The organism is Bacteroides neonati, from assembly GCF_000499785.1.
In the GTDB taxonomy this organism is placed as follows: domain Bacteria; phylum Bacteroidota; class Bacteroidia; order Bacteroidales; family Bacteroidaceae; genus Bacteroides; species Bacteroides neonati.
Genome location: NZ_HG726024.1, coordinates 90,170 through 116,013 on the forward strand (window position 1 = coordinate 90,170; position 25,844 = coordinate 116,013).

At 41.8% G+C, this 25,844-nt stretch carries 24 protein-coding genes; 19 read left to right on the plus strand and 5 right to left on the minus strand.

Features of this window, described 5'->3' with window-relative positions; all coding sequences use genetic code 11:
- Positions 1-7: 7 nt before the first annotated feature.
- From TY03_RS15430 to TY03_RS15460, 7 genes are all read left to right on the plus strand, one after another.
- Positions 8-1,129 (plus strand): HNH endonuclease, encoded by a 1,122-nt coding sequence (locus TY03_RS15430; RefSeq protein WP_042371590.1) that lies wholly within the window; start codon positions 8-10, stop codon positions 1,127-1,129.
- Between the two features lie 698 nt (positions 1,130-1,827).
- Entirely contained in the window at positions 1,828-2,112 is a 285-nt protein-coding gene (locus TY03_RS15435) for a helix-turn-helix domain-containing protein (protein ID WP_074434192.1), read from the plus strand.
- Between the two features lie 274 nt (positions 2,113-2,386).
- Complete coding sequence (locus TY03_RS15440; protein WP_042371823.1) at positions 2,387-2,746, plus strand: helix-turn-helix domain-containing protein; 360 nt, start codon at positions 2,387-2,389, stop codon at positions 2,744-2,746.
- 33 nt (positions 2,747-2,779) lie between these two features.
- On the plus strand, positions 2,780-3,853 hold the full coding sequence (locus TY03_RS15445) for an AAA family ATPase (RefSeq protein ID WP_042371591.1): 1,074 nt from the start codon (positions 2,780-2,782) through the stop codon (positions 3,851-3,853).
- 80 nt (positions 3,854-3,933) lie between these two features.
- Positions 3,934-4,824, plus strand: a complete 891-nt coding sequence (locus TY03_RS15450; protein WP_042371825.1) for a toprim domain-containing protein — start codon at positions 3,934-3,936, stop codon at positions 4,822-4,824.
- A gap of 62 nt (positions 4,825-4,886) precedes the next feature.
- Positions 4,887-5,213 carry a helix-turn-helix domain-containing protein gene (locus TY03_RS15455; RefSeq protein WP_042371593.1) on the plus strand — a complete coding sequence of 109 codons (327 nt, stop codon included), beginning with the start codon at positions 4,887-4,889 and terminating at the stop codon, positions 5,211-5,213.
- Positions 5,197-6,501 carry a type II toxin-antitoxin system HipA family toxin gene (locus TY03_RS15460; protein WP_042371594.1) on the plus strand — a complete coding sequence of 435 codons (1,305 nt, stop codon included), beginning with the start codon at positions 5,197-5,199 and terminating at the stop codon, positions 6,499-6,501. The genes TY03_RS15455 and TY03_RS15460 overlap by 17 nt, the downstream gene beginning before the upstream one ends.
- Positions 6,502-6,735: 234 nt before the next feature.
- Here the strand turns inward: TY03_RS15460 and TY03_RS15465 are convergent, their stop codons facing one another.
- The 5 genes from TY03_RS15465 to TY03_RS15480 all read right to left on the minus strand — a co-directional run bounded on the left by TY03_RS15465 (position 6,736) and on the right by TY03_RS15480 (position 13,013).
- On the minus strand, positions 6,736-9,855 hold the full coding sequence (locus TY03_RS15465) for a TrlF family AAA-like ATPase (RefSeq protein WP_042371596.1): 3,120 nt from the start codon (positions 9,853-9,855) through the stop codon (positions 6,736-6,738).
- Between the two features lie 11 nt (positions 9,856-9,866).
- Positions 9,867-10,040, minus strand: coding sequence for a hypothetical protein (locus tag TY03_RS22520; protein WP_222860405.1), 174 nt, complete (start codon positions 10,038-10,040; stop codon positions 9,867-9,869).
- Between the two features lie 62 nt (positions 10,041-10,102).
- A complete protein-coding gene (locus TY03_RS15470; protein ID WP_042371597.1) occupies positions 10,103-12,520 on the minus strand; it encodes an HD domain-containing protein in 2,418 nt (805 codons plus the stop codon).
- 4 nt (positions 12,521-12,524) lie between these two features.
- Positions 12,525-12,800, minus strand: coding sequence for a restriction endonuclease (locus tag TY03_RS15475; RefSeq protein WP_042371598.1), 276 nt, complete (start codon positions 12,798-12,800; stop codon positions 12,525-12,527).
- Positions 12,801-12,806: 6 nt separating this feature from the next.
- Positions 12,807-13,013 (minus strand): helix-turn-helix transcriptional regulator, encoded by a 207-nt coding sequence (locus TY03_RS15480; protein ID WP_042371600.1) that lies wholly within the window; start codon positions 13,011-13,013, stop codon positions 12,807-12,809.
- Positions 13,014-13,641: 628 nt separating this feature from the next.
- Here TY03_RS15480 and TY03_RS21555 point away from each other — a divergent pair.
- The 12 genes from TY03_RS21555 to traK all read left to right on the plus strand — a co-directional run bounded on the left by TY03_RS21555 (position 13,642) and on the right by traK (position 25,831).
- A complete protein-coding gene (locus TY03_RS21555) occupies positions 13,642-14,322 on the plus strand; it encodes a hypothetical protein (protein WP_052332511.1) in 681 nt (226 codons plus the stop codon).
- The gene (locus TY03_RS15490; RefSeq protein WP_042371601.1) at positions 14,312-14,644 is read left to right on the plus strand and encodes a DUF4134 family protein; all 333 of its coding nucleotides are present in this window, start codon (positions 14,312-14,314) and stop codon (positions 14,642-14,644) included. The genes TY03_RS21555 and TY03_RS15490 overlap by 11 nt, the downstream gene beginning before the upstream one ends.
- Positions 14,645-14,700: 56 nt before the next feature.
- On the plus strand, positions 14,701-15,066 hold the full coding sequence (locus tag TY03_RS15495; protein ID WP_042371602.1) for a DUF4134 domain-containing protein: 366 nt from the start codon (positions 14,701-14,703) through the stop codon (positions 15,064-15,066).
- A gap of 6 nt (positions 15,067-15,072) precedes the next feature.
- Entirely contained in the window at positions 15,073-15,378 is a 306-nt protein-coding gene (locus TY03_RS15500) for a DUF4133 domain-containing protein (protein ID WP_042371603.1), read from the plus strand.
- A 28-nt stretch (positions 15,379-15,406) separates the two neighbouring features.
- Positions 15,407-16,957, plus strand: coding sequence for a fimbrillin family protein (locus TY03_RS15505; RefSeq protein WP_042371604.1), 1,551 nt, complete (start codon positions 15,407-15,409; stop codon positions 16,955-16,957).
- Between the two features lie 45 nt (positions 16,958-17,002).
- The gene (locus TY03_RS15510) at positions 17,003-19,705 is read left to right on the plus strand and encodes a TraG/VirB4 family ATPase (protein WP_042371605.1); all 2,703 of its coding nucleotides are present in this window, start codon (positions 17,003-17,005) and stop codon (positions 19,703-19,705) included.
- Between the two features lie 82 nt (positions 19,706-19,787).
- Positions 19,788-19,934, plus strand: a complete 147-nt coding sequence (locus tag TY03_RS22525) for a hypothetical protein (RefSeq protein WP_154663603.1) — start codon at positions 19,788-19,790, stop codon at positions 19,932-19,934.
- A gap of 10 nt (positions 19,935-19,944) precedes the next feature.
- Positions 19,945-22,488 (plus strand): hypothetical protein, encoded by a 2,544-nt coding sequence (locus TY03_RS15515; RefSeq protein WP_042371607.1) that lies wholly within the window; start codon positions 19,945-19,947, stop codon positions 22,486-22,488.
- A 26-nt stretch (positions 22,489-22,514) separates the two neighbouring features.
- Positions 22,515-23,276 carry a hypothetical protein gene (locus TY03_RS15520; protein WP_230201989.1) on the plus strand — a complete coding sequence of 254 codons (762 nt, stop codon included), beginning with the start codon at positions 22,515-22,517 and terminating at the stop codon, positions 23,274-23,276.
- A gap of 3 nt (positions 23,277-23,279) precedes the next feature.
- Complete coding sequence (locus TY03_RS15525) at positions 23,280-24,011, plus strand: DUF5045 domain-containing protein (protein ID WP_042371609.1); 732 nt, start codon at positions 23,280-23,282, stop codon at positions 24,009-24,011.
- Between the two features lie 35 nt (positions 24,012-24,046).
- Complete coding sequence (locus TY03_RS15530) at positions 24,047-25,177, plus strand: membrane protein (protein WP_042371611.1); 1,131 nt, start codon at positions 24,047-24,049, stop codon at positions 25,175-25,177.
- A 39-nt stretch (positions 25,178-25,216) separates the two neighbouring features.
- The gene (gene traK / locus TY03_RS15535) at positions 25,217-25,831 is read left to right on the plus strand and encodes a conjugative transposon protein TraK (protein WP_042371613.1); all 615 of its coding nucleotides are present in this window, start codon (positions 25,217-25,219) and stop codon (positions 25,829-25,831) included.
- Positions 25,832-25,844 lie beyond the last annotated feature (13 nt).

Consider the following 25,844-nt stretch of genomic DNA (forward strand, 5'->3'; position numbering starts at 1 on the left):
AACTACAATGGAAGAAGAAAGGAAATACTATTGCTATGTCTGCGACAATGAATTAACTGAAAAAAATAAATCAGATGAGCATATCATATTGAATGCCATCGGAGGACATCTACACTCATATACCATCATGTGTAAGGATTGTAACAGTCGATTGGGTGAAGCGGCAGACGCAAAGTTAGCTGAAGACTTGTCATTCTATACAGACATGTTGTGTGTAAAAAAGAATCGGCAGAATCGCCACTGCCAGATTATGACTAATGAAGATGGGCAAGATATAGTTGTTGAAGGTGCTGGTAAAAAACTAAAGTTAAGGTGTCCATATGTTAAGAAAGAGCCAGACGGTAAGAATATGAACATACAAATTTCGGCCCGTGATATGAACGAGTTGAGAGGCTTGCTCAGAGGGATGGTTAAGGAAAATACCTTGACTCAAAAAGATGTCGACAAGATAATGGAAAAAGCAACGATAACAGAATATAAGCCTAGATTGAAAAAGACTACTACTATTTCGGAGCTTGCTTTTCCAAGCATAGTGAAGTCTGCTGTAAACTATTATGTTGACTGTTTTTATGATATTCCGACAATTAAACATCTGGTTCCATACATAAAGGGTGAGAAAGATACAATAGATGTGTTGTATCTTCATCATTTCAAAGAGCTTCCGTATGAAGTGATCAAGGGGCAGATTACCCACATGATTCATCTTGAAGGAGACAAAAATACGAGATTGCTCTATGCCATGATGGAATACTACGGAATTTTCATTTATATCGTAGTCTTAGACTCCAATTATCAGGGCGATCCTGTCAATAAGACATACACTTACGATACTGTTTCGGCAACAGAAACTGAACGTTCTTTTTCTTTGCTGTTGACATTGGAGGATTTGGACAAATTTCGTACCCAACCTTATGAAGAGTATGTTACATACCTCCCATATATAGAACAAAGGGCGGATGAAGTAATGAAGATTTGGCAAGTAAGGCAGGACAGGGAGAAACTGCAGCAAGTGGTAAACAATGCGTTTGGGAAATATCCTGAAGGTTGTGTCCTAACAGACGAAATTTTGAAAGATATCGAAAACGATATAATGAAATTTTTTGAATGGGGAATCGCCAAATCTATTTAAATTAAACATTCTAATAATTATGCTAATAGGTGTACCAATTCTGCTAAATGTGATGAATAACAGACACTGTGCTAGCTGTGAAATTAGCGGTTACAAATGGGTTTCTCTATAATGAAATTGGCTTTTGGTGAACAATCTATCAGATTTTGGTCGCCAATTTGTGGCACAGGACGAGACAGGATATTACGAAAAGTATCATCGTAAAATAGCATCTGAAGCTACATTCTGCACTAAAAATAAAATCAGGTTAAACATCTTGCGTTAAAGATTGTTAGCCTGATTTTTGTTTTATCTGTACACCTGATTCCTTTTCTGGCTGTCTATAAATGTGGCAATGTGGCACTTAATCTACTTCTCCACTGACTGCCACAGATAAAAGGATACCACTTATCTATTATGTGGATACACAACGTATAATGAGATGTATCTTCTGTCTATTTCTCTGTTTTTTCGACAGCCAAAAGAAGTGAACTTTTGACTGTCTATTTGTACATACCTATAAGTGTATAAGTGAATGTAGAATATCAGTAAATCAGCTTGTTAAGCTGTGTTTCAATCTTTTGCAATCTTGTTTTTCTACATTAGTTTTGCATCTGTCAAAGCCGTTATCTCATCATGTAACGTGTGGAGACTGGTGCGGGTGCAGCGGCGAATGTCTCGCCAATGATGGCTGCCAACAGACCTGCCGTAAAAGTATAATGGATGAATTTAGAAATCAAAGTTCACAAATGCTCATGATTGTGTCTCAGGATGATTTGGAACGTGTAGTTCAAAAAGCCATTGGAAAGTTACTTGACCAACGGGAGAACAAACCGGAAACATATCTGACGGCTGAGGAAACCGCCAAGCGGTTGAAAGTTGACCGATCTACCCTATGGCGTTGGAACAAAGAGGGCTATCTTGTTTCAGCCAAGGTGGGTAGTAAGGTTCGCTACAAATTGTCCGACGTGGAAAGGATACAAAAAGGTGAAGTCTATGAGTGATAATAGAATCATTCTGGAAAGAATGATAGTCAAGGCTGTCAGTACAACAATGTAAGTTGTATTGCTCTATTGATGACATTACCGGAGAAGAAATGGAGGGAAAAATAAGAAATAGAGCGTCCCACCTTGATAGTTAGCCTGATAATAGGATAGTATCAAGGTAGTAAATGTCTTTGGCTTTTATACTCCAATTAACTTTGCCCCTCGGAACCGGTTTCAGAGTGAACGGAGGAAAAAACCTCTCATGTATAACATTTTAATTAAGCAAAAACTGATGACAAAGAAAAATATAGAGAATGGAGAAACCACGGTGTGTTCCTCCTGTCTATTGAAGTTAAGCTATATCATTGCACGGATGGAAAAAATAGAGAGTGCTCTCTATTCTATTAAAGGCACGCTCAATTTCAAGGAAGCACGTGAATATCTCGACCTGTCCAACAGTCAGCTTTACAAGTTGACAAGGAATGGAGACATACCGTATTATAAGCCGACCGGTAAATTGATCTATTTCAACAAGCAAGAGTTGGATGAATGGGTCTGTCAGAATCATTCAGAGGATGATGCGGAGTGTGAAGGAATAATTGCTGAGATAGATAAGGCTGGTGCTGGCCACGATGATAAATCAAACGGTTGATTCAAAAAGATACCAAAAGAAAGACTTCAAATCATGATTGAGAACAAAAAGATTAGTTTAGGTGAAGATATAGACGAAAGTGCCTTTGAGCAGATTTTGAAATTTATCCGACTCAGGGTTACGGATGTTTATGCTTATCCACCGGAGATCGTACAAGTGGATGGTATCACCATTGCCACGCTGGGAAACTTCAGTGCATCGACCGGAAAGCCGAAGAGTAAGAAAACGTTCAATGTGTCGGCTATCGTGGCTTCTGCATTGTCTGGCAAGGAGGTGCTGCGCTACAAGGCGACCCTGCCGAATGAGAAACATAAAGTGTTGTATGTAGATACAGAGCAGAGCAAATGTCATTGTCACAAGGTACTGGAGCGGATATTGATACTGGCTGGAATGCCCACTGATCGTGAGAATGAGCGACTGGAGTTCTATATGCTACGAGAGTATTCGCCCAAACACAGAAGGCAGATCATTAACCTTGCACTGGAAACAGACCCGAATATCGGGTTCGTGGTGATTGATGGGATTCGTGACCTTATGTATGACATCAACAATCCCAGTGAGTCGGTAGAGCTTATCAATGACCTGATGCGGTGGTCGAGTATGCACGACCTGCACATCCATACAGTACTGCATCTCAATAAAGGTGATGATAATACCCGTGGGCACATAGGTACAGAGCTGAATAATAAGGCGGAAACAATACTTCAAGTTACGAAAAGCCCGTTTGACAGCAGTATAAGCCAAGTGAAGGCCATGCACATCCGGGAGAAAGAGTTTACTCCGTTCGCATTCAAAATCAATAGTGAAGCATTGCCGGTACTGGTGGATAATTATGCGTTTGAGGCAGAGCGTAAACCTCTCTTTGAAGTATTGACGGATGAGCAACATGTAAGCGCATTGGAAAGTGTGTTTGCGGAGGGGCCAATTGTCGGGTATGAGAATATGCTCAAATCCCTGCAAAAAGGTTATGAAGCCATCGGTTATAAACGAGGGCGGAACGTGTGCGTGGAACTGAATAAGTTCCTGATGGGAAAAGGGGTAATAACCAAAAAGGACAAGACTTACTCTTACGAACCTAAAGCCTTTGAGAATGAGGAACAAATATAGCATGGAAAGAAGTTTAGTTTACTCCGGGGCTATATATGGTAAATCAATGTCGGACCGCTATAAAATACAAAAGGAATAGTATGAACATCGCTCAAATAAAGCAAATAGACCTGGTGGACTACCTGAGAGCCATCGGCTTTTCACCTACAAAGGAAACGGCAAAGTCTGCCTGGTATCACGCTCCTTATCGAGAAGACAGAACACCGTCATTCAAAGTCAATAAAGATAAAAATGTATGGTATGACTTTGGAACTGCTCAAAGTGGTGACATCATTGATTTGGCGGAATTACTCTACCATTCAAAAGATGTGTCTCGATTACTCAAACTCATAGAGGGGGCAGCACCGGCACTGGCTCCTCTAATCAGAACTCCGATATCCCAGAGTGGAGAACGGCTAACAGATCAGTTCAGAAATGTAAAAGTGGTGGATCTGAATAATGAAGCATTGAAATCATATCTGCAATCCCGTGGTATTGATTTGGATATTTGGGAATGCGAATGTAAGGAAATTCATTATACCTGTAATAAAAAAGAGTATTTCGCTGTTGCTTTCCCAAATATTGCCGGTGGTTATGAAATCCGTAATCCTTATTTTAAAGGGTGTATAGCGCCAAAGGATATATCCATCATCCGAAAACCGGATAGATTAGGAGTACGTTGCTGTTGCCTGTTTGAGGGGTTTATGGATTACCTCTCCTACCTGACTTTAGTAAAATTGGGAAGAGTAACCGAAGGTAGCGAGCCTATGGATTATATTGTTCTGAACTCGGTAAGCAATGTTAGCAGAGCCATCGAACCAATTAGAAAATATAAGGTCGTTCATTGTTATCTTGACAATGATGATGCCGGTAGACGGGTTGTGGACTCCTTACATGAATTATTGGGTGATAAAGTTCAGGATATGTTTGCGCCTTATCCACTCTACAAGGATTTGAATGACTTCTTGCGAAACAAGAAGAAAATTCCATGATAGTAGTAATATATGGATATTATTTTCTAATTTTGCAATTAAATAGTAATATCATACCATGTATGAGTAATGCAGATTATGTTACCAACCAAGATATTATGCTACTTTTAGCGAAGCGCATAAAGGAGTACAGGCTTGCCGCACGGATGAGCCAAAAGGAAATGGCGGAGAAATCCGGTGTGAGCCTTGCTACAATAAGCCATTTTGAACAGGGTGTCAATCAGAATATGACCCTGAATAATTTCATATCATTGTTGCGGATAGTCGGTATGGAGCAACGTGTCAGTGATTTGCTGCCTGAATTGCCCATGCCGCCACTGGCACTGAAACAGATAAATAAATTCATTCCTAAAAGAGTAAGGAGAAACGATAATGATACAAAATCTTGATGTATTTTTATGGAATCGAAAAGTAGGTACGTTGGTAGCCTATAAGGAGAAATACAAAGAAAAGGTATGCTTCTATTTCGACGGTGACTTTATAAAGGGCGGTTATGACATCGCTCCGCTGCAAGCCCCCATAAATGGTGTAAGTGCTCAACGTGGCTTGCCTGTCTATGCGGAGGATGGTAAGATCTTTGGTGGTCTGCCCTCTTTCATAGCTGATTCACTGCCTGACCATTGGGGAAATAGGGTATTCAATGAATGGGCGAAAGCGCATCATATAAAATCCCGTGACCTGTCATCACTTGACCGCTTGGCATACATCGGTAGGCGAGGTATGGGAGCGTTGGAGTTTATACCTCCTGCCGCAGAAGAAATGGAAAAGCCGTTTAAAGTGGAGATTGCCGACCTGCATAGGCTTGCCCATGCTGCCTTGAACGAGGCTAAGGGCTTCAAGGCTGAGATGCAACCCGACTTGATGATTGAAAGCCTGTTCAAGGTGGGAACATCGGCTGGTGGCCGTAGAGCGAAAGCAATCATCCATGTGAATACAGAAACCAATGAGTGCTATTCGGGACAGGTAAACGCTCCCGCATCCGGCTTTACCCCGATGATTATCAAATTTGATGAGCATCTTGACCTGCCAACAACACGTATCGAATATAGCTATTACCTGATGGCGCGGGACGCGGGGATGGAAATGATGCCATCAATGCTGATTGAGGGCGAGAAGGAAGCGCATTTCCTGACGGAACGGTTTGATCGTAAAGGAAATGAGAAAATTCATATTCAGACTTTGGCGGCAATGAATCCGGGAGCGGACAGCTATGAGTCCCTGTTTGATACCGCCTGTCGCATCGGTATCGTGCCGGCGGAGATGCAGCGGTTGTTCCTGTCCATGACCATGAATGTGCTTGGAGGAAACGTGGATGACCACAATAAGAATTTCAGCTTCATGATGGGGCAAGACGGCGTATGGCATATTACCCCTACGTATGATTTTACATTCTCGGTCGATCCGTCGGCACCGGGATATGTAAACCGTCACTGCATGACCATAAACAACAAAAACTCTGCCTTTGAACGTGGAGATTTGCTTGAGGTGGCTAAGAAATACAATATAAAAGGGGCTGATTCCCTGATAGAAAAGGCAATCGGTGTTGTCGGTGACTACGAGCAATATGCACATATAGCAGGGGTTGATGGCTATTGGAGCCACCAAATAAAAGAGGAAATTAACGACCGTATTGAGATGTTATCAGAAATGTCTCGACAGAATGGATTTCATCGATGACGTTTTCCTTTGGAAAGCTTTTCTGCTACTTTACCCAAGTGTTGGGATAAAGTAGCAGAAACCGAAGAAAAACATCTTGCATTTCCGTTTTCTTCTTATATTTGTTTGAAGAATATGTAGAAAATAAATTGTTGACTGATAGGTGATTACTTTACGACTGCATCATAACAGGTTACGAATTAGTTATATACACCTTGGTATTTATACTCAAAAAACGTCTGCCCCAAATGCCAATTAGCGGCGTGGATTATCTTCATGGTATTTTACTTTACGCTTATTAAATGCGGGCATTGCACCTTCAAGTACATCAACAATCCGTTTATTTATCTTTATATTTTCAATTGAACCTGATTCGTACGAGAATAAATTCTCGTGTTCTTTGTCTATATTAACATATATTACCTGCTCGGCATCTGCTACTACAGCTAAATTTGGATTATGAGTAACCATTATGATTTGCCGTTTACTTTTAGCTCTTTTAATGAATTTTACTAAAATCTTCGCCACGCTACCGTTGTCAAGGTTATCTTCTGGCTGATCTAAAATTAATGGTTTATTATCCATATCTAACAAAAGATAGAAGACTAACAACAAAGCACCTTTCTCACCAGGAGACAGGCATTCTAATTTTTTTCCATTCTGTTGCAATTGATAATTGAATGATAAATAATCAAGAGCAAATAGTTCTTTGTAAAATTTTAGCACATCAGTTATTTGATCTTCAATGTTACGACTTTCATTATTTTGACCTTCGCGTTTATCAAAAAGTAGATTATCTCTTATTTCTTTTATTAGTTCTATCATAGAATCTACATTATTAACATCTTTAGACTCAATAATCCTCCTAAGACGTAGTTCTGCATTTTCAATGTTATAAAAAGATCCCTTTATGTTTTTATTGATACGACTCAAAATGCTATTCTTGAAATTAGGATTAATTGATAGCGATGCGTTTATTGTTATCTCAAAACCTTCTAATAGGTCTGCATTACCTGTGATTTTTGCATCTATTTTTGATTTGATATTAGTATAAATATCAACCACTTCCTTCTTACTTTGATGAATTTGACGAATCTTTCCAATAACTTCATTAAATTTAGACTCAATATCAGATGACAGCTTATTTTCTAAATATAACAACTCATTTTTAAGCCATTTAAGAGTGTTAACAGAAGGATTTTCATCTTGTCCCTCCAAATTTTTCTTCTTCTGATTATACTCTGTAAGTTCTTCCTGATATTTTTGATATGCTTGTTGTGGTTCTGATAACTTTTTTTGTTCTTCTTCTATTTGTAATTTTTTATTCTCCAATTGTTTAAACAGAGGGATTAATGTAGAATTAGCAGGTTGCTCACGCAAACCAATCTCAATATCTAAAACAATAACTCTTTCCTTCTTCTCTTTTTCTATATCCTCAATAGGTTTCGTGTCTATATCAACATTTATTATCTTATCCCAAGATAAACCAAGTGCATCTATATTATTATCACGGATAATAGCTTCTGATTGCTCTTTTAACGAGATTAACTTAGACTTCAATACAGATAAAATTTGGAGCTCATTGAGTAGATTTGTTTTTTCTGTTTTGAAACCTTCTATCTGGGCCTCAAATAAATTAACATCCGTTACAATCTGTTCAATTTTGCGGACAACCTCCTCGTTTTCCTTAGAAAATTCGGGATTATCATTAGGGTTAGTTACTGCAATAGGCATTGTCAGAGCATCAATTTCGACTTGTTTTTGTGTGATCTGATCCTTAATTCCTTTTTTATATGTTGGATTTCGTTTTTTATCCAATTCAAATAATTGGCTTGATAGAGTATCAATATCACTATGGATTAGTTTAATATTTTCATCGATGCTATGCTTTTTCTGAGTTATTAACGCATCAAAATCAGAAGCACCTAATCTATCTGTCTCATCTACATATTGAAACACAACACCTTCTATCTCTTTTTTGAATGCTTCTACTTTTGATATCTCATTGCACAATTTTTCAAAATATCCCTGAGGAAGATATTTTATTAATTTTGTGGAACTTTCAACATCTGTATCGCCTAAATTTTTCTTGATTGAAGATCCATTTTCAAAAGAAATTTCAGCCTCAAAGTGTGAGGCTAAATTCTTAAGTCTAAACTTATTCTTATTTAAGAATGAAAAGTCTTCTTGATTTTCTTGATTAGAGCATAAAGCTATCATATCTGCGATTGCACTTTTACCACTACCTTTATTTCCAATAATAGCTATAAGTTCTTTATTCAAGTCTATTTCAATATTATCAAACCACTTGCCCTGTTGTCCTGAATATGTTGCAACAGGGTTTATTTTTATTGAATTGAGATATTTGGTTCTATCATTTTTTACTCGTTTGAATAATGGAGGCTCATCTCCAATATAAACTCTATCCTCAGGCTCATTTATCACCTGCTTTAATCCCTCAAAATTCGGATCTGCTTTAATCCAGCAAAATCTATTGTTATCCGGTAAAAATAATTTTTCTTCAGTGTGTGCATCAGACCCATGTAAGCAAGGTTTGATAGATCCACACATTTCTTTTACATTGGATGTGTTGTCGATAATTTTTCCTGATGGATCATGTTTGATTCCTAAAAAAAAGTCTCTGTCCTTTGGGTTTCCTGAGAATATACATTCTGAAATTTGATAAATAGTCCTTCTTACAGCATCTAATGATCCCTGTTCACTTTCAAATAAATCATAATGCTTTTGGAAAGAAGACGCACCATCTATACTTGAGTTACTAACAATAACTACCACATTGTCTCTTAATGCAGTATTATTAACAAGTAATTCTTTCAAACTTTCATGAGATACCACAAAGTTATCAATCCCCTTTTTATAAGCCTCTATACCCACGCCTTGTGAACCCAATGAATTACCTAGTGATATTATTCCTAACCTGTTCATTAAAAATGGTTGACTTGCACCGACACATTTCAATGAATTAAAAAAATCATTATCAAGATTTTTAACAAAGTCAGGATTGAAAACACAATGAATATTAATTAGCTTACCCCTATCTCCTACAGGAAGCATTCTGAGTTCCACATTAGGCAAAATAAGCATATTTCTTATTTCTTCTACTTCTTCCTCTGAAAATCCGCAACTAATTGATATATTATCTTTGTAGTTAAGCGCATTTTTGTAGTTTTCAATGCTAAAATAATCAGTTATGCCTATCACAGCTATTTTGTTTTCACTTGCTTTTTTAAACAAGGTGTAACAAAAGCTATTAAAATCGGCACTCGTGAATTGGTCATTTTTGTTAGTTCCTTTAGTATGCACATGCAAATCCCATTTGCGCCACTCGGATCCTTTGTTGTATTTATGTTCCATTTCTCAGTAATTTAAAAGGTTATTTTCGGTAAGTTGTTTATTATCTCTACACTGTCTATGCTTAAGCGGATGACATTGAATAGGAGGCCGAGGATGTAGCGAGGATTGATGTGTTCGACAACCCAGAGGTTGGGGCTATTGGTGATACCGCTCTCTTCGTAGATGGTGGTAGCGTAACGTTCCATATCCACTCGATGGCACTTTTGCTATTTATTACATAACTGTATATTGCCATATTTTTGAATTTTTACTTAACTCGATTTAGTCCATTCAGAAAACTCTCATTCTTTGATTGCAATAGGAGATCCTTCATTTTACCCCAATAATCGCCAGTTACTTGACTTTTCAATTCAGAACATATCAGGTATGCCAAGGTCTCTTCAAAATCGAACCATTTCTCACTAATAAGAATTTCTGTTCTTGATGAGTTAAGATCCAGATCTCGCTTACCGCAAATATCAACCATCAATAACATTGGGAATGGAAACGATAGTGCTGCTTGATTGTTTTTTCTCCGCCAACTTTCTTGAAAAACTGAAGTGGGAACATTTATTCCATGCAAAGAAATCTTTGATTTTGATTTTGCTATTGTAGAGGTTGAATCATGGACATCAATACCTCCGTCTTCGCCGACACTTATATTTTTAGATTCATTCCTAATCTCATTCTCAATAATAGAAATTCTCTTATCTAATGTGTAGTCAACACCGTCAACATTGACACTAACCGCTAAAATTTTTATTTCTTGAACTGGAGCATCATGTTTTTCAATGATAGCTATCTTAACGATACCACATATTCCGAACCCTTCATTATTTAATGCAATATCAAATGTGTGAATATTTTCATTCTCTTCTTTCCAAGTATAGTCAATCATAGAAGACAAATCAAGCTCTTTAAAGCTATTTTCATCACGCACTTTTATAGAGGTTTCAGTTTCAATATTTATCTTGAAAGGAGGATTCTGAATAAGTGCTTCAACTGATTGTACAAATCTCTCGGGAGTCATTCTTTCCCAAGGGTTATTGGATTTTCTGAGTATCAATTTTGTTGTAGTTCCCGGTTGCTCTCTTTTTCCTTCTCTAATTAAGAAAATACTTTCTTGCCCTTCAATAGTAATGCTCAATGATCCGCTTGATCCATGCTGCGCATATATTCTTTTAGTATCAACAATCATTGTATCTGCCACCATAAAGCAGGAAAGGATACCAATACCAAATCTTGACGTTGGGGTAAAGTCTGCTTTTGTTTCGGATTTGAGTGTATAAAAATCAGTAGATTTATAGAACGAGGTTCCTACCTTTGAATAGTAATTGTCAATGATGTATTGATCCATACCGGTTCCATTATCTTCTACTTCAAGAATCATAGACCCATTCTCTGAATAGTATTTTACAAATATTTCAGGATGGTACGGAGTTCCCCACTTTTTCTCTTGAGCTTGCCTGAGCAGGCAGGCATCGATAGAGTTCTGCAATAATTCTCTTAAGGCAACTTCGGGGTCACCATACAATTTTGTTCCCATCAATAAATCAATTACCTGTCGCTTACTTAGGTTGAATTGAGTGTCTCGATAAATGTATATGGGTTTCCCTTTTATATCTTTTTTTGTAGATATTTTCTCTCGATTAACTTTGAATGGCAATTTAAGAGAAATACATTGCCGCCTTGTAGCATTAAATTCATTCAAAGATGAAAGAATATTAGTACAGATGCTTAACTCACTGTCGATAATATCACAAAATTGATGGATAGATGCTTCGATAACCGGATGCGTACATTTGGCAGAAAACTGTATAATATCAGTATTAATTTCCCATGCCTCAACAGCTCGATGTTTATTCCATTCTTTTATTGATAATGGTTCTCTGACATATAGATGGGAAAATAAAACATCAGGTGTTCTTTTGGCATCAAAATCTAAAATATCCGCAACTCTCAAAACTATAGCAATAAGAGGTAAGCAGGCATAAGTATTTTCGGCACAAAGATAATTTTTATCAAATTCAAGTGTAGAATACGTATCCTCATTATGGCTGAAGCAAATTGCAGCAAATTCAGATGTAAGGTCTGAATCTCTATATTTAATTTTACCATTCCAATCTTTCTCAATAATATCCCTCGCTCTATCGGAATGGAATTTCCTAATAAATTCGGTGATTAGATATGATTTTATAGTATCAACTTGAGAACTGTTGCCCGCTGAAATTAATTGTTGAATAATTTCTTGCTGGTCTGGACGTGCCAAATAAAAACGTTTAAACTCATCATAATCTGCTTGTTCATCTACTTCTAACTTTGGATCAGTATCCCATATTTTTTTCCACGTTAGAACTTGCTTTTCACTTGGAGCCATTCCAATATCATGAAAAAACGCACTCAAGATTAATAACATCAATTCAGGAACAGATAAGTTCTTAATCGTGCTTTCTGGTACTAATTTTTCCATCAAATATAGAACTCTAAATTGATGACTACTGTCGTGCAATGTGAATTCTCCCATGTGCTTGATTATTGTTTTGGTTCGTAGGATGGCATATTCTACGCCACTATCAACCAAAGCAATGACTTCAGCATCATTTTCTGAACATTTCTGCTTTAATTCGGTATAAATTGCACTTTTCTGAAGTTGTGGTAAATACTCATTTTTATAGTTGTCTGCCATTTTATCAGTAATCTAAAAGGTTATTTTCGGTAAAGCATTTACACTGAATTGCCCAATAATCACCATTGTAAGTTTGGGCAACCAAATCAACTCCGGTATCTTTCCCTCCAAAATCTTTACGGAATGGAAATTCATTCCACAGCCAAACAGTCGAGAATAGCGTTATATATTTAGGGTCAGTCTGCAAATAAGCTTGCATAAGTTTCTCAAACTTATCACCTTTATCTCTTTCAGAGAGAGCATACTTGCGGAATTTATCAAGATTTTTTCTAAACGACATATGTATTTACTTGCTTTTATTTATCAATTCACGTCTATCTATCCCCAATATGGTCGCAATCTTATCAAGCGTCTCTAATGATGGTTGTATCTTATTAGAACACCACTTTGATACGGTTGATGTATCTTTGCCTAATTTCTCAGACAACCATTTCCCTGATCGGCCTTGTTCAACAAGCACTATTTTTAGTCTATTGATTTGATTTTGCTTCATTACAACTATTATTGGTATCTCATACAAAGATATAGAAAATTATAACAAGCTCTATCAAATAGTCAAATATTTATCTAACAGGCATATACTGTTCTTAATAACGCTTATATAGTATTAGTTGCACATTCTGCTCAAATTAAAATATTTCGTCGATAGAAATCAACATCTCTAATATTATTTAGCCACGTCAATTATCATTTCCTACCCACATTTTTATCATACTAGATACCCCATTTAGAAAAGGCTAATTGAGAGTCCTCTCTGATTTTGAATCCTCCACAATATGCTGTTTCTAAGCCGTCAACTCAGTGTTTAGTTTTTAGTGGCAAAAGTATTTCTGGCTTCTTCACGGACCAACAAGGTCGAGCCGCAAGTGGTTTTGATAGAAATCCTCCTGCTATATGGAGATTCTGATATAAAAAATTTGTTCAGACCAGCAAAACCCGATTTTACCTTTGCGCACGCAACAAGTTAGTTGCCTGCATCAACTTATTCTACTTTCTCGCATGAAGGGAGTGATGGCTACTGGAAACAGGAAAAAGAAATTGGAACAGATGTCATTTCCTAATATAAAGAACCGCTATTTTCTTCGTCTGAGTATGATTATAGGTATGATTTTTGTTTGAAAATGGAATACAGGTTAAAAACGGGAACTTTCCAAAGAGATTGTGAATTTCCCGCAAGTTTTCATCATTCCTTTGCCCCCGAAATCGAACAAAAACAGCTTAACAACATGAGTCCATTTGCAATATTTGCCATTGTGCTGACCATAGCATACATTATTTACTATGGCGTGAATATCAGTCGAGACCTGTACGGTAAAAAAGGTCAGGAGAGTGAAACGGAAGAGATTTTCGATATGGGTACTATGTCGGAGATTGAAGAACCAATTCCAGTGACAGAAGACGGGGATAGCTTTATCATAGGAACGCAAGCTGACCTTGAAAATCTTTCAGAATCAAATCAACCCAGAGAACAGGGAAGAGAGGGAAAGGGAAGTGATGATTCTTACAAGGGTGGAACAACTGACAAGGGTGGAACAGTTTACAAGGGTGAAGTTGCCGATAAAAGTGGAATCGCTGAGAAAAGTAAAGCTGAAGAACTGGTGGATAATGTTCGTCAGAATATGCTTGAAGGGGATATTCAGAGCGAAGTCGTGATGGATGAAACACAATTCGAGGACTATCTCGTCAATCAACAGGTTATCCTTTTTGATAATCAACGTCAGAATAAGGGACTGAGGGAAGTGAAGGCTTCGGATAATGGGCCGTCTGAAAACAACCAATCGGAGATTAGAGATGCTATCTAAAAGACTGAGATCTTCTTTGGTTTTGATTGGCTTGTTTTCGGTTCAGTCCGCACTCGCCAAAAGCGGTGGTGTGGATTATAGCTGGGGAGCCGATGCACTGGCGTTGATGCACGATTACGTGGTAACGATGATGCTGTACGTGCTTTACTTAGGTTATGCCATAGCTGCGATAGTGGTTGTGATAGCAAGTCTTCAGATATACATAAAAATGAATATCGGAGAAGAGGGAGTAACGAAAGAGATACTCTTTCTGGTAGGTGCCTGTATCTTCATGATCGGTGCCTCCATCGTATTTCCTTCCTTCTTTGGGTATCAGATATAAAAACACTCGACTGCGCAGAAGAGTAAAAACCGTGTACTAATTATTAATGTAAGAAAATGTTTCAAAAAATCAAGAAAACCATGAAGGGTATTTGCTCTTCCGAGAGAATCAAAATGATGTCTCTCATGCTGTTTGTCGGAACGACAGCTGCAATCGCTCAAAATTCGGCAGGTGATTATACCGCCGGTACTACAGCCCTTGGGACTGTGACGACGGAAATTGCCAAGTATGTGCCGTATGTGGTCAAACTGTGTTACGCCATTGCCGGTGTAGTGGCGGTTGTAGGTGCTATCAGTGTGTATATCAAGATGAACAACGAGGAACAGGATGTCAAGAAGTCCATCATGATGATTGTGGGAGCTTGTATCTTCCTTGTGGCGGCCGCACAAGCATTGCCGCTGTTCTTTGGTGTAACGAGCTAACTGGCAATGGGCACAGACTCTAACTCCGACAGTCGGTATGCAGAATACCCGCTGTTCAAGGGGCTGCAAAAGCCGCTTGAATTCATGGGAGTCCAGGGCCGCTACATCTATTGGGCAGCAGGTGCCATCGGTGGAGCCATTATCGGCTTCATCGTGGCCTACTGCCTGATCGGATTTCTAGCGGGTCTGATTACATTGGTTCTTGCGCTGGGTACAGGTGCAGCTTTTGTCTTCATCAAGCAGAAAAAAGGGCTGCATAGCAAGAAAAGTGACAAAGGGGTATTCATTTATGCCTATTCAAAAAGAGTGTGATAAGATCATGCAGAAAATTTAAATTACGATGCAGTATCTATTTATTTTAATCGGAACAATTTTGTTGTCATCCTGTGGCAAAAAGACCCAAGCGGAACATTCACTGGAAGCCCAGCAGACAGCGGAAAAGACAAGGGAAAATTGGGACAATGCCAAACGTCCTTTTGCCGTGAGTATGGAAGGTTTGTCAACGCACGAAATGGAGGCGTTGTCTACAATCGGGGTTTATGCGAATCCGAAGGATGCCACGGAGGAAGAATCGGCTGCTTTTCAGGGAACGGCATTTATGAAGAATGAGAACGGAAGCTATCAGACAAGTGACCGGAATGCGGTGGCTACGGATTCGACGGCACGACTATACGTCTGTTACCCGTACCGCAAAGGGGTGAAGGACAAGGATACCCTTCTGCTGAATGCTCCTTTTGGGGAAAATCTGTACGGAAGGGAAGTGCAACGTGAATATGGCCGAACCCTATCAGTAAAGGTGAATCTGGTCAGTGCGATGGCTTTGCTTCGCATTACCTGTGGAAGCAACGATGTGCAGGATTGGCTTGAAGGGTTGAATATCATCGGTGAAAGCATTTATACGAAAGCCATGTATCTGCCCTATCAAGGCAGATGGTTCGGTATGGCAGCGGATGGTTCCGTCACTGCCCGGCAAGCGGACTGCCTGCTGAACAATGGCAGATCGTTTGATTATTACCTGATTCCGACGGAAACGGCAGGTGTGGTTACCATCCTTGCAAAAATCAACCAGAAAAATTATGTGGTCAAGACTACGCTACCGCCTTTGCGTGCAGGGAGTTTGACCCAAATAAATCTTCATAAGACAGCCAACGGACTGACCGTAAACAGCAGTTGGGTGGACACACGTCATGCCATCCTTGGCAATAACAGGGTGACTGAGGTCGACACCGTGAAAGTCGGCTATTATCTGCAAAAGGGTGGCTACATCAGCAGCAAGCGGGACACATCGTCTGTGGCAATCGTCATTCAGACCAATGGAAAACGTGGTAAAGCGGTGGCACTGAAAGACTGTGAGGGAAGGCTCTGTTTTGGTAGCGGCTCCTTGAGCAGTGGAAAGGTGTTCGCTACCATTGACGGAAAACGGAAAGAAGGAATTGTCAATCCCAAACAGGCTCAGGGAGTCGGTGATACGGAGAGAATTATCTTCAAGCCCGGTATTCCATACGGAACGAATTGTGCCCTTGGTTATATAAATGGTGCGGAACTGACCACGCTACTGATTGGCAAATCACAGTTGAAAGCTACGGGTGATGCTCCTGAGACAGATACAGGCTTGTCCCTGTCACGAAAGGTGATGATTGATGAAACGCAAAGGCATCCGGGAAGCTATGTGCCCTCTCTTGCTGAAATGACAGCCTTGTACTATCAGCTTCGCTGCTCTGAAAGAGGTGCTGTATGGGGACAGTTTGAGATTCCAAGCGGTGAATACCTGACCAGCAGCGAATCTACCAGCCAGTCATTCTACATGATGGATATGGAGAACGGTATCATTACCGGGACACTATCCAAACAGTACGCAAAGATGCAGTTGCGTCTTTTCTATCTTTTCTAAACAGGTAAATAACGAACTATTGCAGTCACTAAACAAAATGCAGCAATGACAATCTATGTAATCCTTTTTTTCGTGGCACTACTTATAGGCATGGCCGTATCAGTCTATACTTTCGGTACGGGAGGTAAGCGTCAGCGTATCTTTCAGGACATCTATTTTTCTGTTGAAGACACGAATGGGATTGGTGTCATCTATACCAAAACGGGAGAATATTCGGCGGTGCTGAAACTGGATAACCCGGTACAAAAGTACTCGGCGAATATTGATAGTTACTATGAGTTCACCCATCTATTCACTGCCATCGCACAGACTTTAGGTGAAGGGTATGCCCTGCACAAACAGGACATCTTCACACGGAACCGCTTCGAATTTGCGGATGCGGAGAAGAAAGAGTTTCTGTCGAAATCCTATTTCGAATATTTCAAGGGAAGGCAATATACGGATAGTTGCTCGTACCTCACTATCACGCAGGAAGCCAGGAAGAGTAGCCTGTTCTCGTTCGACAATAAGAAATGGAAGGACTTCCTTGTGAAAATCCGTAAGGTACAGGATCAGTTGCGAGACGCAGGTGTACAATCGGAATTTCTGGACAAAGCTGCCGCCAATGAGCTGGTGGACCGGTGTTTCTCCATGAACTTTACGGATAAGAATATCTCGATGAGTAACTTCAAGGTGGATGAAGAAAGCATCGGGATGGGCGACCATAAATGCAAGGTATATAGCCTTGTGGATGTGGACAGCACCCATCTGCCTGGACTGATCCGCCCCTATACCAATATTGAGGTGAACAATACCAGCATGCCGGTAGACTTGATTTCCATGATAGACAGCATACCCGAAGCACAGACCGTGATCTATAATCAGATGATATTCATTCCCAATCAGAAACGGGAACTGGCTATGCTGGACAAAAAGAAGAACCGCCATGCGAGCATCCCGAACCCCTCCAATGAGATGGCTGTGGAAGACATCAAGCGTGTGCAGGAGACGGTGGCCAGAGAAAGCAAGCAATTGGTTTACACCCATTATAACCTGGTGGTATGCTGCGACAAGCAGGTGGACTTGCAGAAACCGACGAACCATCTGGAGAACTGCTTCGGGCGTATAGGCATCCATATCAGTAAGAGAGCCTATAACCAACTGGAACTTTTTGTCAACTCTTTCCCCGGAAATTGCTACGGCATGAATGCGGACTATGACCGCTTCCTGACACTCGGTGATGCCGCCACCTGCCTGATGTACAAGGAGCGCATCCAGCACAACGAGGAAACGCCTCTTAAAATTTACTATACGGACAGGCAAGGTGTGCCTGTCGCTATTGATATCACAGGAAAGGAAGGGCTTAACAAGCTGACGGATAACAGCAACTTCTTTTGCCTCGGCCCCTCCGGGAGCGGTAAGAGTTTCCATATGAACAGTGTGGTCAGGCAGCTCCATGAACAGAATACCGATGTGGTCATGGTGGATACGGGTAATTCATACGAGGGACTTTGCGAATACCTGAACGGCCGGTATATCAGCTATACCGAAGAGAAGCCTATCACCATGAATCCGTTCCACATCAACCGTGCAGAACTGAATATAGAGAAAGTCAATTTCTTGAAAAATCTGATTCTACAGATATGGAAAGGTTCGGATGCTACGGCTACCGACCTTGAAATCCGTATCGCCGAACAGATGGTCAACGAGTATTACGAAGTCTGCTTTAATGGTTCCAGCGGTTATGACCCCGCACGCAGGGAGGCTGTGGCTAAAAAGCTTGTCAACGGAGCGAAGCGTAAGGCAGCCATACTGGGTGTGGATGCGGAAACTTTACTCGCTAAAGTGCCTGGAACGGTGTCCATGTTGGAAGAGAGACGGAAGGCACTGAAGGTGCAGGAACTTTCATTCAATAGCTTCTACGAGTTCTCCATTGAACTTCTGGACATCATCTGCATGGAGAACAACATCACCGAGATAGACTATGACAAATACGCCTATATGATACAACCTTTCTATAAGGGCGGAAAATATGAAAAGACACTCAACGATCAGGTGGACACGACACTGTTCAATGAAAGCTTCATTGTATTCGAGGTGGATGCGATCAAGGATAGTAAAGAATTATTCCCGATAGTTACGCTTATTATCATGGACGTATTCTTACAAAAAATGCGGCTGAAAAACAATCGGAAAGTCCTTGTAATCGAGGAAGCATGGAAGGCAATCGCCTCTCCGCTGATGGCGGAATACATTAAGTTTATGTACAAAACCGCCCGTAAATTCTGGGCCAGTGTGGGTGTGGTAACACAGGAGATTCAAGACATTATCGACAGTCCGGTGGTAAAGGAAGCCATCATCAATAACTCGGATGTGGTGATGCTGCTCGACCAAAGTAAGTTCAGAGAACGATTCGACAATATACAGTCCATCCTCGGCTTGACCGATGTGGACTGCAAGAAGATATTCACCATCAATCGCCTGGAGAACAAGGAAGGACGCTCGTTCTTCAAGGAGGTGTTTATCCGCAGAGGAATGACCAGCGGTGTGTATGGCGTGGAGGAATCGAAAGAGTGCTACATGACCTACACGACGGAACGGGCGGAAAAAGATGCCTTGAAACTGTATAAACGGGAGTTGGGATGCAGCCATCAGGAAGCCATCGAAGCCTATTGCCGGGACTGGAACTTGTCCGGCATTGACAAATCACTGGCGTTTGCACAAAAAGTGAATCAGGCAGGGCATGTGCTGAATTTGAGAATCAAATAATGAGACGGATTTTGAACCGGCTTATCATGGATTGGAAAAGAGAAAAAGAAGAATTAAAGTAGGGTAAGTAAAATATAAAAAGATGAAGAAAGATAGAAAAACTAAAGTAATGTCACCGGAGGAAGCAAAAATAGCATGGCTAAGTTCTATTATCTATTTCAAGAAGGAGGATAAGAAGAAAGCGATGGAAGAGGTGAATGCGATGAAAGCTGCAATCAAGAAAAAATGAATCAACAATAATGAGAAGATATCTGCTCCTGTTTGTCATAATATGCGTTTTTACCATTCAGGTGAAAGCACAGTATGTGCGTGTCAACTATGACAAGAAGACTATCGCAGCGATGGTGGGAGCCTACGGAGCAGAGACGGCCAGCGAAGTCTACTACAACGAGCAGGTAAAGAAGATTCTGGATAAGTACAGTGCCGCAGAAGTAGCAGCGGCAGGTATCTTCCTATCCAAATACATGGACCGGAAAGGCATGACCGAACTGGGCATATTGACCAGCAGTACGGAAAACTATTATTACCGTCGCATCTACAAGCTGGTCAGTACGAAAATAATGCCCAAAATATGGACGGTGGCCGGAATGATGCTTCGCTCTCCGCAAACTGCCCTCTATTGGGGCAGCTATCTGATGAAAATCTGTAATGAGACGAAGAGTCTCTGTATGCAGTTTGAATCGGTAGTGACCAACAGTGAACTGTCTTTCAAGGACATCGCTTTTTTGGAACTTGATCCAAGAGTCGCCGCCCTCTTCAAACTCTCCGAGTCCGGAGAGATTGACTGGCAAACGATGTTTGATGATTTTGGTAAGATCTCAAGTAATTTCACCAAAGAGAACCTTCAAGCGGATATAGACAAATTGTATAATATGGGTGTGAATCTGGCTACTACCGGAGGTGATAACCTGTCGGAGCAGATATTGGGTAGCAGCAGTTTCAATGAGCTTCTTCAGGGAAAAACCAACACGGTGATTAATGCCGTGAAAGGGAGCTACAAGCTTTATGAGCAGATGGATAAATCCATCGGAGGCACCTTGCTGTCGTTAGTCGGCGGAGAGAACAATGTAAGTAACCTGTTCAATATGAGTAACTACAACCTGACCTCGTGGACGACGGACTATCTGCATGAGGCTGTGGGACAATATTATACCCAACGGTGGTATATCTACCGACGGGATGCCGGCAGTGAGACACTCTGCAACTACAACCCACCCACCGATGATAACAGCGTGATCAATGGAGGTGAATGGGTGCGCTTTGAAACGAGCGATGCAGGTTTTTATCCCAATGCGGCACAGGTGGAACAAATACTGAGTAATTCGGAAAGGTACGCGGGATGGTCGAGAGCGAAGGTGAACCAACTGAATAGCGGTAATGACGGCTATACCTATTCAATCAACTACTGGCGCAACGGCTATGTGATTTCAAGAAACGGCAAACAGACGAAGAAAGCCTACGCATACAGTATTTCCGTGACCAAGAGCTGGAATCATACGGAAGTGATTTACGAGGATTTATTTGATTCCTACACCATGGACTTGAATGCGTTCAAGGCGGAACTGACCGCAAGGCTGTCAGAATACAATGATAACGAAGAGGGCTATACTTATTACATAGGTAGTGATGCCAAGAAATATTATCAGGCAACGGATGCCGCCAAGCTGAAAGGTTGCGAAAGTGTCATCATCAGCGTGACCTGTCATGACGGGGCTACGCTTATCTCCGGTACCACCTCCTATAAATGCCGCACCTGTGGAGGCAGTCTGAATGCCCACACTAAAGAGTGTGTGATGCAAACCTCCCTTTCGGGCAATGAAAATCTGGAATTGTCCGAACTGGATGAAAAAGAGAAAGAGTACCAACAGCAAATCAGTCTGCTGCAAAGTCAGATAAACCAACTGGAAAATGAGAATGCCGACCTGATCAAGAAGATAGCGTCAGCCAGTGTGGAAGATGCGGCCAGGTACAGGCAACAATATAACCAGAATAAGAGCCGGATCACCCAGTTGCAAACGGAGCTTGCCAGTTGGCAAAAGAAGATGGAAGAGCTGGCAGAAGCCCGTGCGGAAGCCAATGAAGATAATGCCGTGCCGACGGATGACTATTATCGCATACCGGCTATTCAAAAAGACTGCCAGACGGCTTATAGCCTATCATGGCAGGGTGACGGATGGTGGGAAGGCTACAGCTATCTGAGGAAAGCGACCGCTCCCAACATCAAGGGGACTGTCGCTTTCAAAGCGACCGTGACCATTGCCCGGAAACCGAAATATTTTCTGGGTATCAAAATACACCGTGCCATTATACAAATCAGTTGGGAAATGACTGCGGAATATACCGATACGGAAGTGGTGGATGTATTGCAGCTCGACCCCAATAAGAGCGATGCGGACAAAGCCAAAGAGGTGAACAATCGGATATCGGAGATAGCCAGACAATATCCGAACTGCCAAGTAAGCACGGAATACATGAAGAGTGCCCCATCTGAAGAAGATCAGAGCGAAGATGTCTATCATCTATTATGGTCGTCGGACAGATTGCAAGTAGCCCGGCAGGTGGATACCCGGCTGACGAAGATCTACGCCGATCTGGTGTCGCTGGAAAAGATGATGCACTACAAACGGTCGATCATAGATGTGCTGAAAGACGTTGCGCCGGCTATCCGTGATGACCAAGGCAGAAGATTGACACTGGTGGAGGAATGTCGGAAACGGTGGTTGCGTGGAGCCGCCAACAGTCTGCATTCAGTGGACTATAACGGAAAATATGAGGAGGAATAATGATGGAAAAAGAAAGAAATAGATTCATGAAAATAGTACATACTACCTGTAGTAAAATAGTACACACTATTATACTACAGGTAGTAATCCTTCTATTTCCCATTAAGGCGAGTGCCCAGTGGGGATTTGACGTGCCGGTGGTGGAAGCTTATATCAATGACCACAAGCAACAGCGAAGCTTGTTGCTGGCACGCTCGACACTGGAACTCAGCAACCAACTTCTGCATGAGTACAGCAGCGAGGCTACGGTGGACTACAAGAACCTGAACGTGGATTTGGATAAGTACACACGTGCCTTTGATGTGATCGATGTGCTTTATCAGTCACTGCGTACCAGTCTGAATGTCTACTCTACCTACCAATCAGTGAGCGAGCGCATACAGGACTACAAGCACCTGCTGGAGGACTATAACGAAAAGGTACTGAAACGCAACAAGCTATCGTTGGGTGATACGCTGCTTATCGGCATCAACCTGCGCTGCATACAGAAAATAAGCGATGAAGGCAACCATCTGTACCGTTCCCTTGGTGACCTTGTGTTGTATGCTACCGGTGCGGCCGCTTGCTCCACCTCCGACCTGCTGCTGGTACTGGAAAGTATCAACAGCGGACTGGACAATATAGAGAAGCATCTGAACAAGTCTTACTTTGAGACGTGGCGGTATATCCAGCTCCGGATGGGGTATTGGAAAGAATCCGTCTATCGAAGCAAAAGCAAGTCTGAAATCATCGAGGGCGCTTTCGGCAGATGGAAAGAATCAGGACTGAACCCTTACAAAAATAAGTAAATAATGAAAAGAATCTTACTCCTGTCGGCAGCGGTCATGGGCATTTGCTCCGCAGTAAAGGCGCAAAGCGTCACGTACAGCCATGATGATGCCAAGATGAATCAGATTACCGTAATGGAAATCGGTTCGGGAGGGTTGACACCCTCAATGTACTATACCGTTCTGCATAAATCTTATCAGAAGAGCGCATCGAGCAAGAACAAATTGGCTTTCAGAACAGCAGCCGGACTGAACCTTTATGCGCAAGTGGATGATGCGGAAGCACTGGATTCTGCCCTGAACAAACGGGCAAAGATAGAAGCCCTGAATGTGGCAGACCGAAGCGGTGGCGCGCTGGACTTGGCATGGGTGGCGGAGAGTGGTAAGCTGAATAATAAGATGGCTGACTTTGAACGGAATATTCGCCGGGTATTGGAAGTGGGCGGTACGGCCAATGAGCAGGAACACTGGGTAGCGTACTACAACGTGTATCAATGCGCCATCAAAGCGGCACAGGATGGCTATATGCCCAATGTCCAGCGAAAAAAGGAATACCTGCGCATCTATGCGGATGTGGCACGGAAAAATGAAACACTCATCCTTTACATCGTGCGGCTTTCCAATGCCCGAAAGACTTCGGAGCTACTGACGGCTACGGGAAATATAGAGAATCACAAAGCACAAATTGTGAGAAACGCTCTCTCCCGTTGGCGAGATGCGGGTTGGAGTACCAGCAAGCATGGACTGGAAGAATAAACAATAGAATAACATAACCTCAAAATAGCAAACGTATGGCAGATAACATACTTTCGGATTTCGGGATCAATATTCTCGAAGAAGAGATAGACGACGTGATCTTTCAGACCAATGAATTTCTTTGCGATGCCACCTTTACCGGTGCGCAAGGCCCTTTTTGGTGGATTCTTCAAATGTGCATGGCACTGGCGGCACTTTTTTCTATCATTGTGGCCCTCGGAATGGCGTATAAGATGATGATAAAGCGTGAGCCATTGGATGTGATGAAACTGTTCAAGCCACTGGTGATCTCCATCATCCTGTCGTGGTGGTACCCACCGGCAGACACAGGTTTGAACGGTAGCGGAAGCAGTTGGTGCGTATTGGATTTCCTATCCTATATCCCCAACGCCATCGGCTCCTATACGCATGACTTGTATGAAGCGGAAGCCACGCAAATAACGGACAAGTTCCAGGAGGTGCAGGAGCTGATCTATGTGAGAGACACCATGTACACCAACCTACAGGCACAAGCCGACGTAGCTCATTCGGGAACATCAGACCCCAATCTGATAGAGTCCACGATGGAGCAGACCGGGGTGGATGAAGTGACGAACATGGAAAAGGATGCCAGCAGGCTATGGTTCACCTCTTTGGTGAGCGGAGCGACCGTGTGCATTGATAAAATAGTGATGGTGATCGCCCTGATCGTGTTCCGCATCGGGTGGTGGGCAACAATCTATTGCCAGCAGATCCTGCTGGGTATGCTGACAATCTTTGGCCCGATACAGTGGGCTTTCAGCCTGCTGCCGAAATGGGAAGGCGCTTGGGCGAAGTGGATGACAAGGTATCTCACAGTCCATTTTTACGGAGCGATGCTCTACTTCGTAGGATTCTATGTGCTGCTACTCTTTGACATCGTGCTTTGCATACAGGTGGAAAACCTGAAAGCCATCACCACTTCGGAGCAGACAATGGCTGCGTACCTGCAAAACTCTTTCTTCTCGGCCGGCTATCTGATGGCAGCAAGCATCGTGGCTCTAAAATGCCTGAACCTTGTGCCGGACTTGGCGGCATGGATGGTGCCGGAAGGAGATACGGCATTCTCCACTCGAAACTTCGGCGAGGGTGTGGCGCAACAAGCCAAGATGTCAACGACAGGAGCCATCAGCTCCATGATGAAATAAGAGACGAAAAATGAGTGAGTAACAAAACTAGAATAAAATATGGTCATTAAGAATCTTGAAAACAAAGTAAAGCTGGTAACCATCATCTGCGGATTTTTCCTGTTGGGGTGTATTCTCATCAGCGTATCAAGTCTCTGGACGGCAAGAAGCATGGTGGTGGATGCCCAACAGAAAGTGTATGTGCTGGACGGCAATGTGCCCATCCTGGTACAGCGTACCACGATGGAGGAAACCCTTGACGTGGAAGCCAAAAGCCATGTGGAGATGTTCCATCACTATTTCTTCACATTGGCTCCTGATGACAAATACATCAAATACACGATGGAAAAAGCGATGTATTTGGTGGATGAAACGGGATTGGCGCAATACAATACTCTGAAAGAAAAAGGCTTCTATAACAATATCATGGGTACGAGTGCGGTATTCAGTATCTTTTGTGACAGCATTCAGTTTGACAAAGGAAAGATGGAGTTTACCTATTACGGCCGCCAACGCATTGAGCGAAGGACAAGTATCTTGACCCGTGAACTGGTAACAGCAGGACAGCTCAAACAGGTGCCGAGAACAGACAACAATCCGCACGGACTGCTGGTGGTGAACTGGCGAACTCTGCTGAACAAGGACATCGAGCAGAAGACAAAGAACAATTATTGAAATTAATCCCTAA

What these genes read in the sequence shown, in the direction of transcription:
- TY03_RS22520 (WP_222860405.1), bottom strand. Translation starts at nt 10,040, where the DNA reads ATGGAACGTTACGCTACCACCATCTACGAAGAGAGCGGTATCACCAAT.
- TY03_RS15530 (WP_042371611.1), top strand. Translation starts at nt 24,047, where the DNA reads ATGGCAGATAACATACTTTCGGATTTCGGGATCAATATTCTCGAAGAA.
- TY03_RS15435 (WP_074434192.1), top strand. Translation starts at nt 1,828, where the DNA reads ATGGATGAATTTAGAAATCAAAGTTCACAAATGCTCATGATTGTGTCT.
- TY03_RS15490 (WP_042371601.1), top strand. Translation starts at nt 14,312, where the DNA reads ATGCTATCTAAAAGACTGAGATCTTCTTTGGTTTTGATTGGCTTGTTT.
- TY03_RS15430 (WP_042371590.1), top strand. Translation starts at nt 8, where the DNA reads ATGGAAGAAGAAAGGAAATACTATTGCTATGTCTGCGACAATGAATTA.
- TY03_RS22525 (WP_154663603.1), top strand. Translation starts at nt 19,788, where the DNA reads ATGAAGAAAGATAGAAAAACTAAAGTAATGTCACCGGAGGAAGCAAAA.
- TY03_RS15520 (WP_230201989.1), top strand. Translation starts at nt 22,515, where the DNA reads ATGAAAATAGTACATACTACCTGTAGTAAAATAGTACACACTATTATA.
- TY03_RS15440 (WP_042371823.1), top strand. Translation starts at nt 2,387, where the DNA reads ATGACAAAGAAAAATATAGAGAATGGAGAAACCACGGTGTGTTCCTCC.
- TY03_RS15455 (WP_042371593.1), top strand. Translation starts at nt 4,887, where the DNA reads ATGAGTAATGCAGATTATGTTACCAACCAAGATATTATGCTACTTTTA.
- TY03_RS15475 (WP_042371598.1), bottom strand. Translation starts at nt 12,800, where the DNA reads ATGTCGTTTAGAAAAAATCTTGATAAATTCCGCAAGTATGCTCTCTCT.
- TY03_RS21555 (WP_052332511.1), top strand. Translation starts at nt 13,642, where the DNA reads ATGGAATACAGGTTAAAAACGGGAACTTTCCAAAGAGATTGTGAATTT.
- TY03_RS15480 (WP_042371600.1), bottom strand. Translation starts at nt 13,013, where the DNA reads ATGAAGCAAAATCAAATCAATAGACTAAAAATAGTGCTTGTTGAACAA.
- TY03_RS15510 (WP_042371605.1), top strand. Translation starts at nt 17,003, where the DNA reads ATGACAATCTATGTAATCCTTTTTTTCGTGGCACTACTTATAGGCATG.
- TY03_RS15515 (WP_042371607.1), top strand. Translation starts at nt 19,945, where the DNA reads ATGAGAAGATATCTGCTCCTGTTTGTCATAATATGCGTTTTTACCATT.
- TY03_RS15470 (WP_042371597.1), bottom strand. Translation starts at nt 12,520, where the DNA reads ATGGCAGACAACTATAAAAATGAGTATTTACCACAACTTCAGAAAAGT.
- TY03_RS15500 (WP_042371603.1), top strand. Translation starts at nt 15,073, where the DNA reads ATGGGCACAGACTCTAACTCCGACAGTCGGTATGCAGAATACCCGCTG.
- traK (WP_042371613.1), top strand. Translation starts at nt 25,217, where the DNA reads ATGGTCATTAAGAATCTTGAAAACAAAGTAAAGCTGGTAACCATCATC.
- TY03_RS15450 (WP_042371825.1), top strand. Translation starts at nt 3,934, where the DNA reads ATGAACATCGCTCAAATAAAGCAAATAGACCTGGTGGACTACCTGAGA.
- TY03_RS15505 (WP_042371604.1), top strand. Translation starts at nt 15,407, where the DNA reads ATGCAGTATCTATTTATTTTAATCGGAACAATTTTGTTGTCATCCTGT.
- TY03_RS15465 (WP_042371596.1), bottom strand. Translation starts at nt 9,855, where the DNA reads ATGGAACATAAATACAACAAAGGATCCGAGTGGCGCAAATGGGATTTG.
- TY03_RS15525 (WP_042371609.1), top strand. Translation starts at nt 23,280, where the DNA reads ATGAAAAGAATCTTACTCCTGTCGGCAGCGGTCATGGGCATTTGCTCC.
- TY03_RS15460 (WP_042371594.1), top strand. Translation starts at nt 5,197, where the DNA reads ATGATACAAAATCTTGATGTATTTTTATGGAATCGAAAAGTAGGTACG.
- TY03_RS15445 (WP_042371591.1), top strand. Translation starts at nt 2,780, where the DNA reads ATGATTGAGAACAAAAAGATTAGTTTAGGTGAAGATATAGACGAAAGT.
- TY03_RS15495 (WP_042371602.1), top strand. Translation starts at nt 14,701, where the DNA reads ATGTTTCAAAAAATCAAGAAAACCATGAAGGGTATTTGCTCTTCCGAG.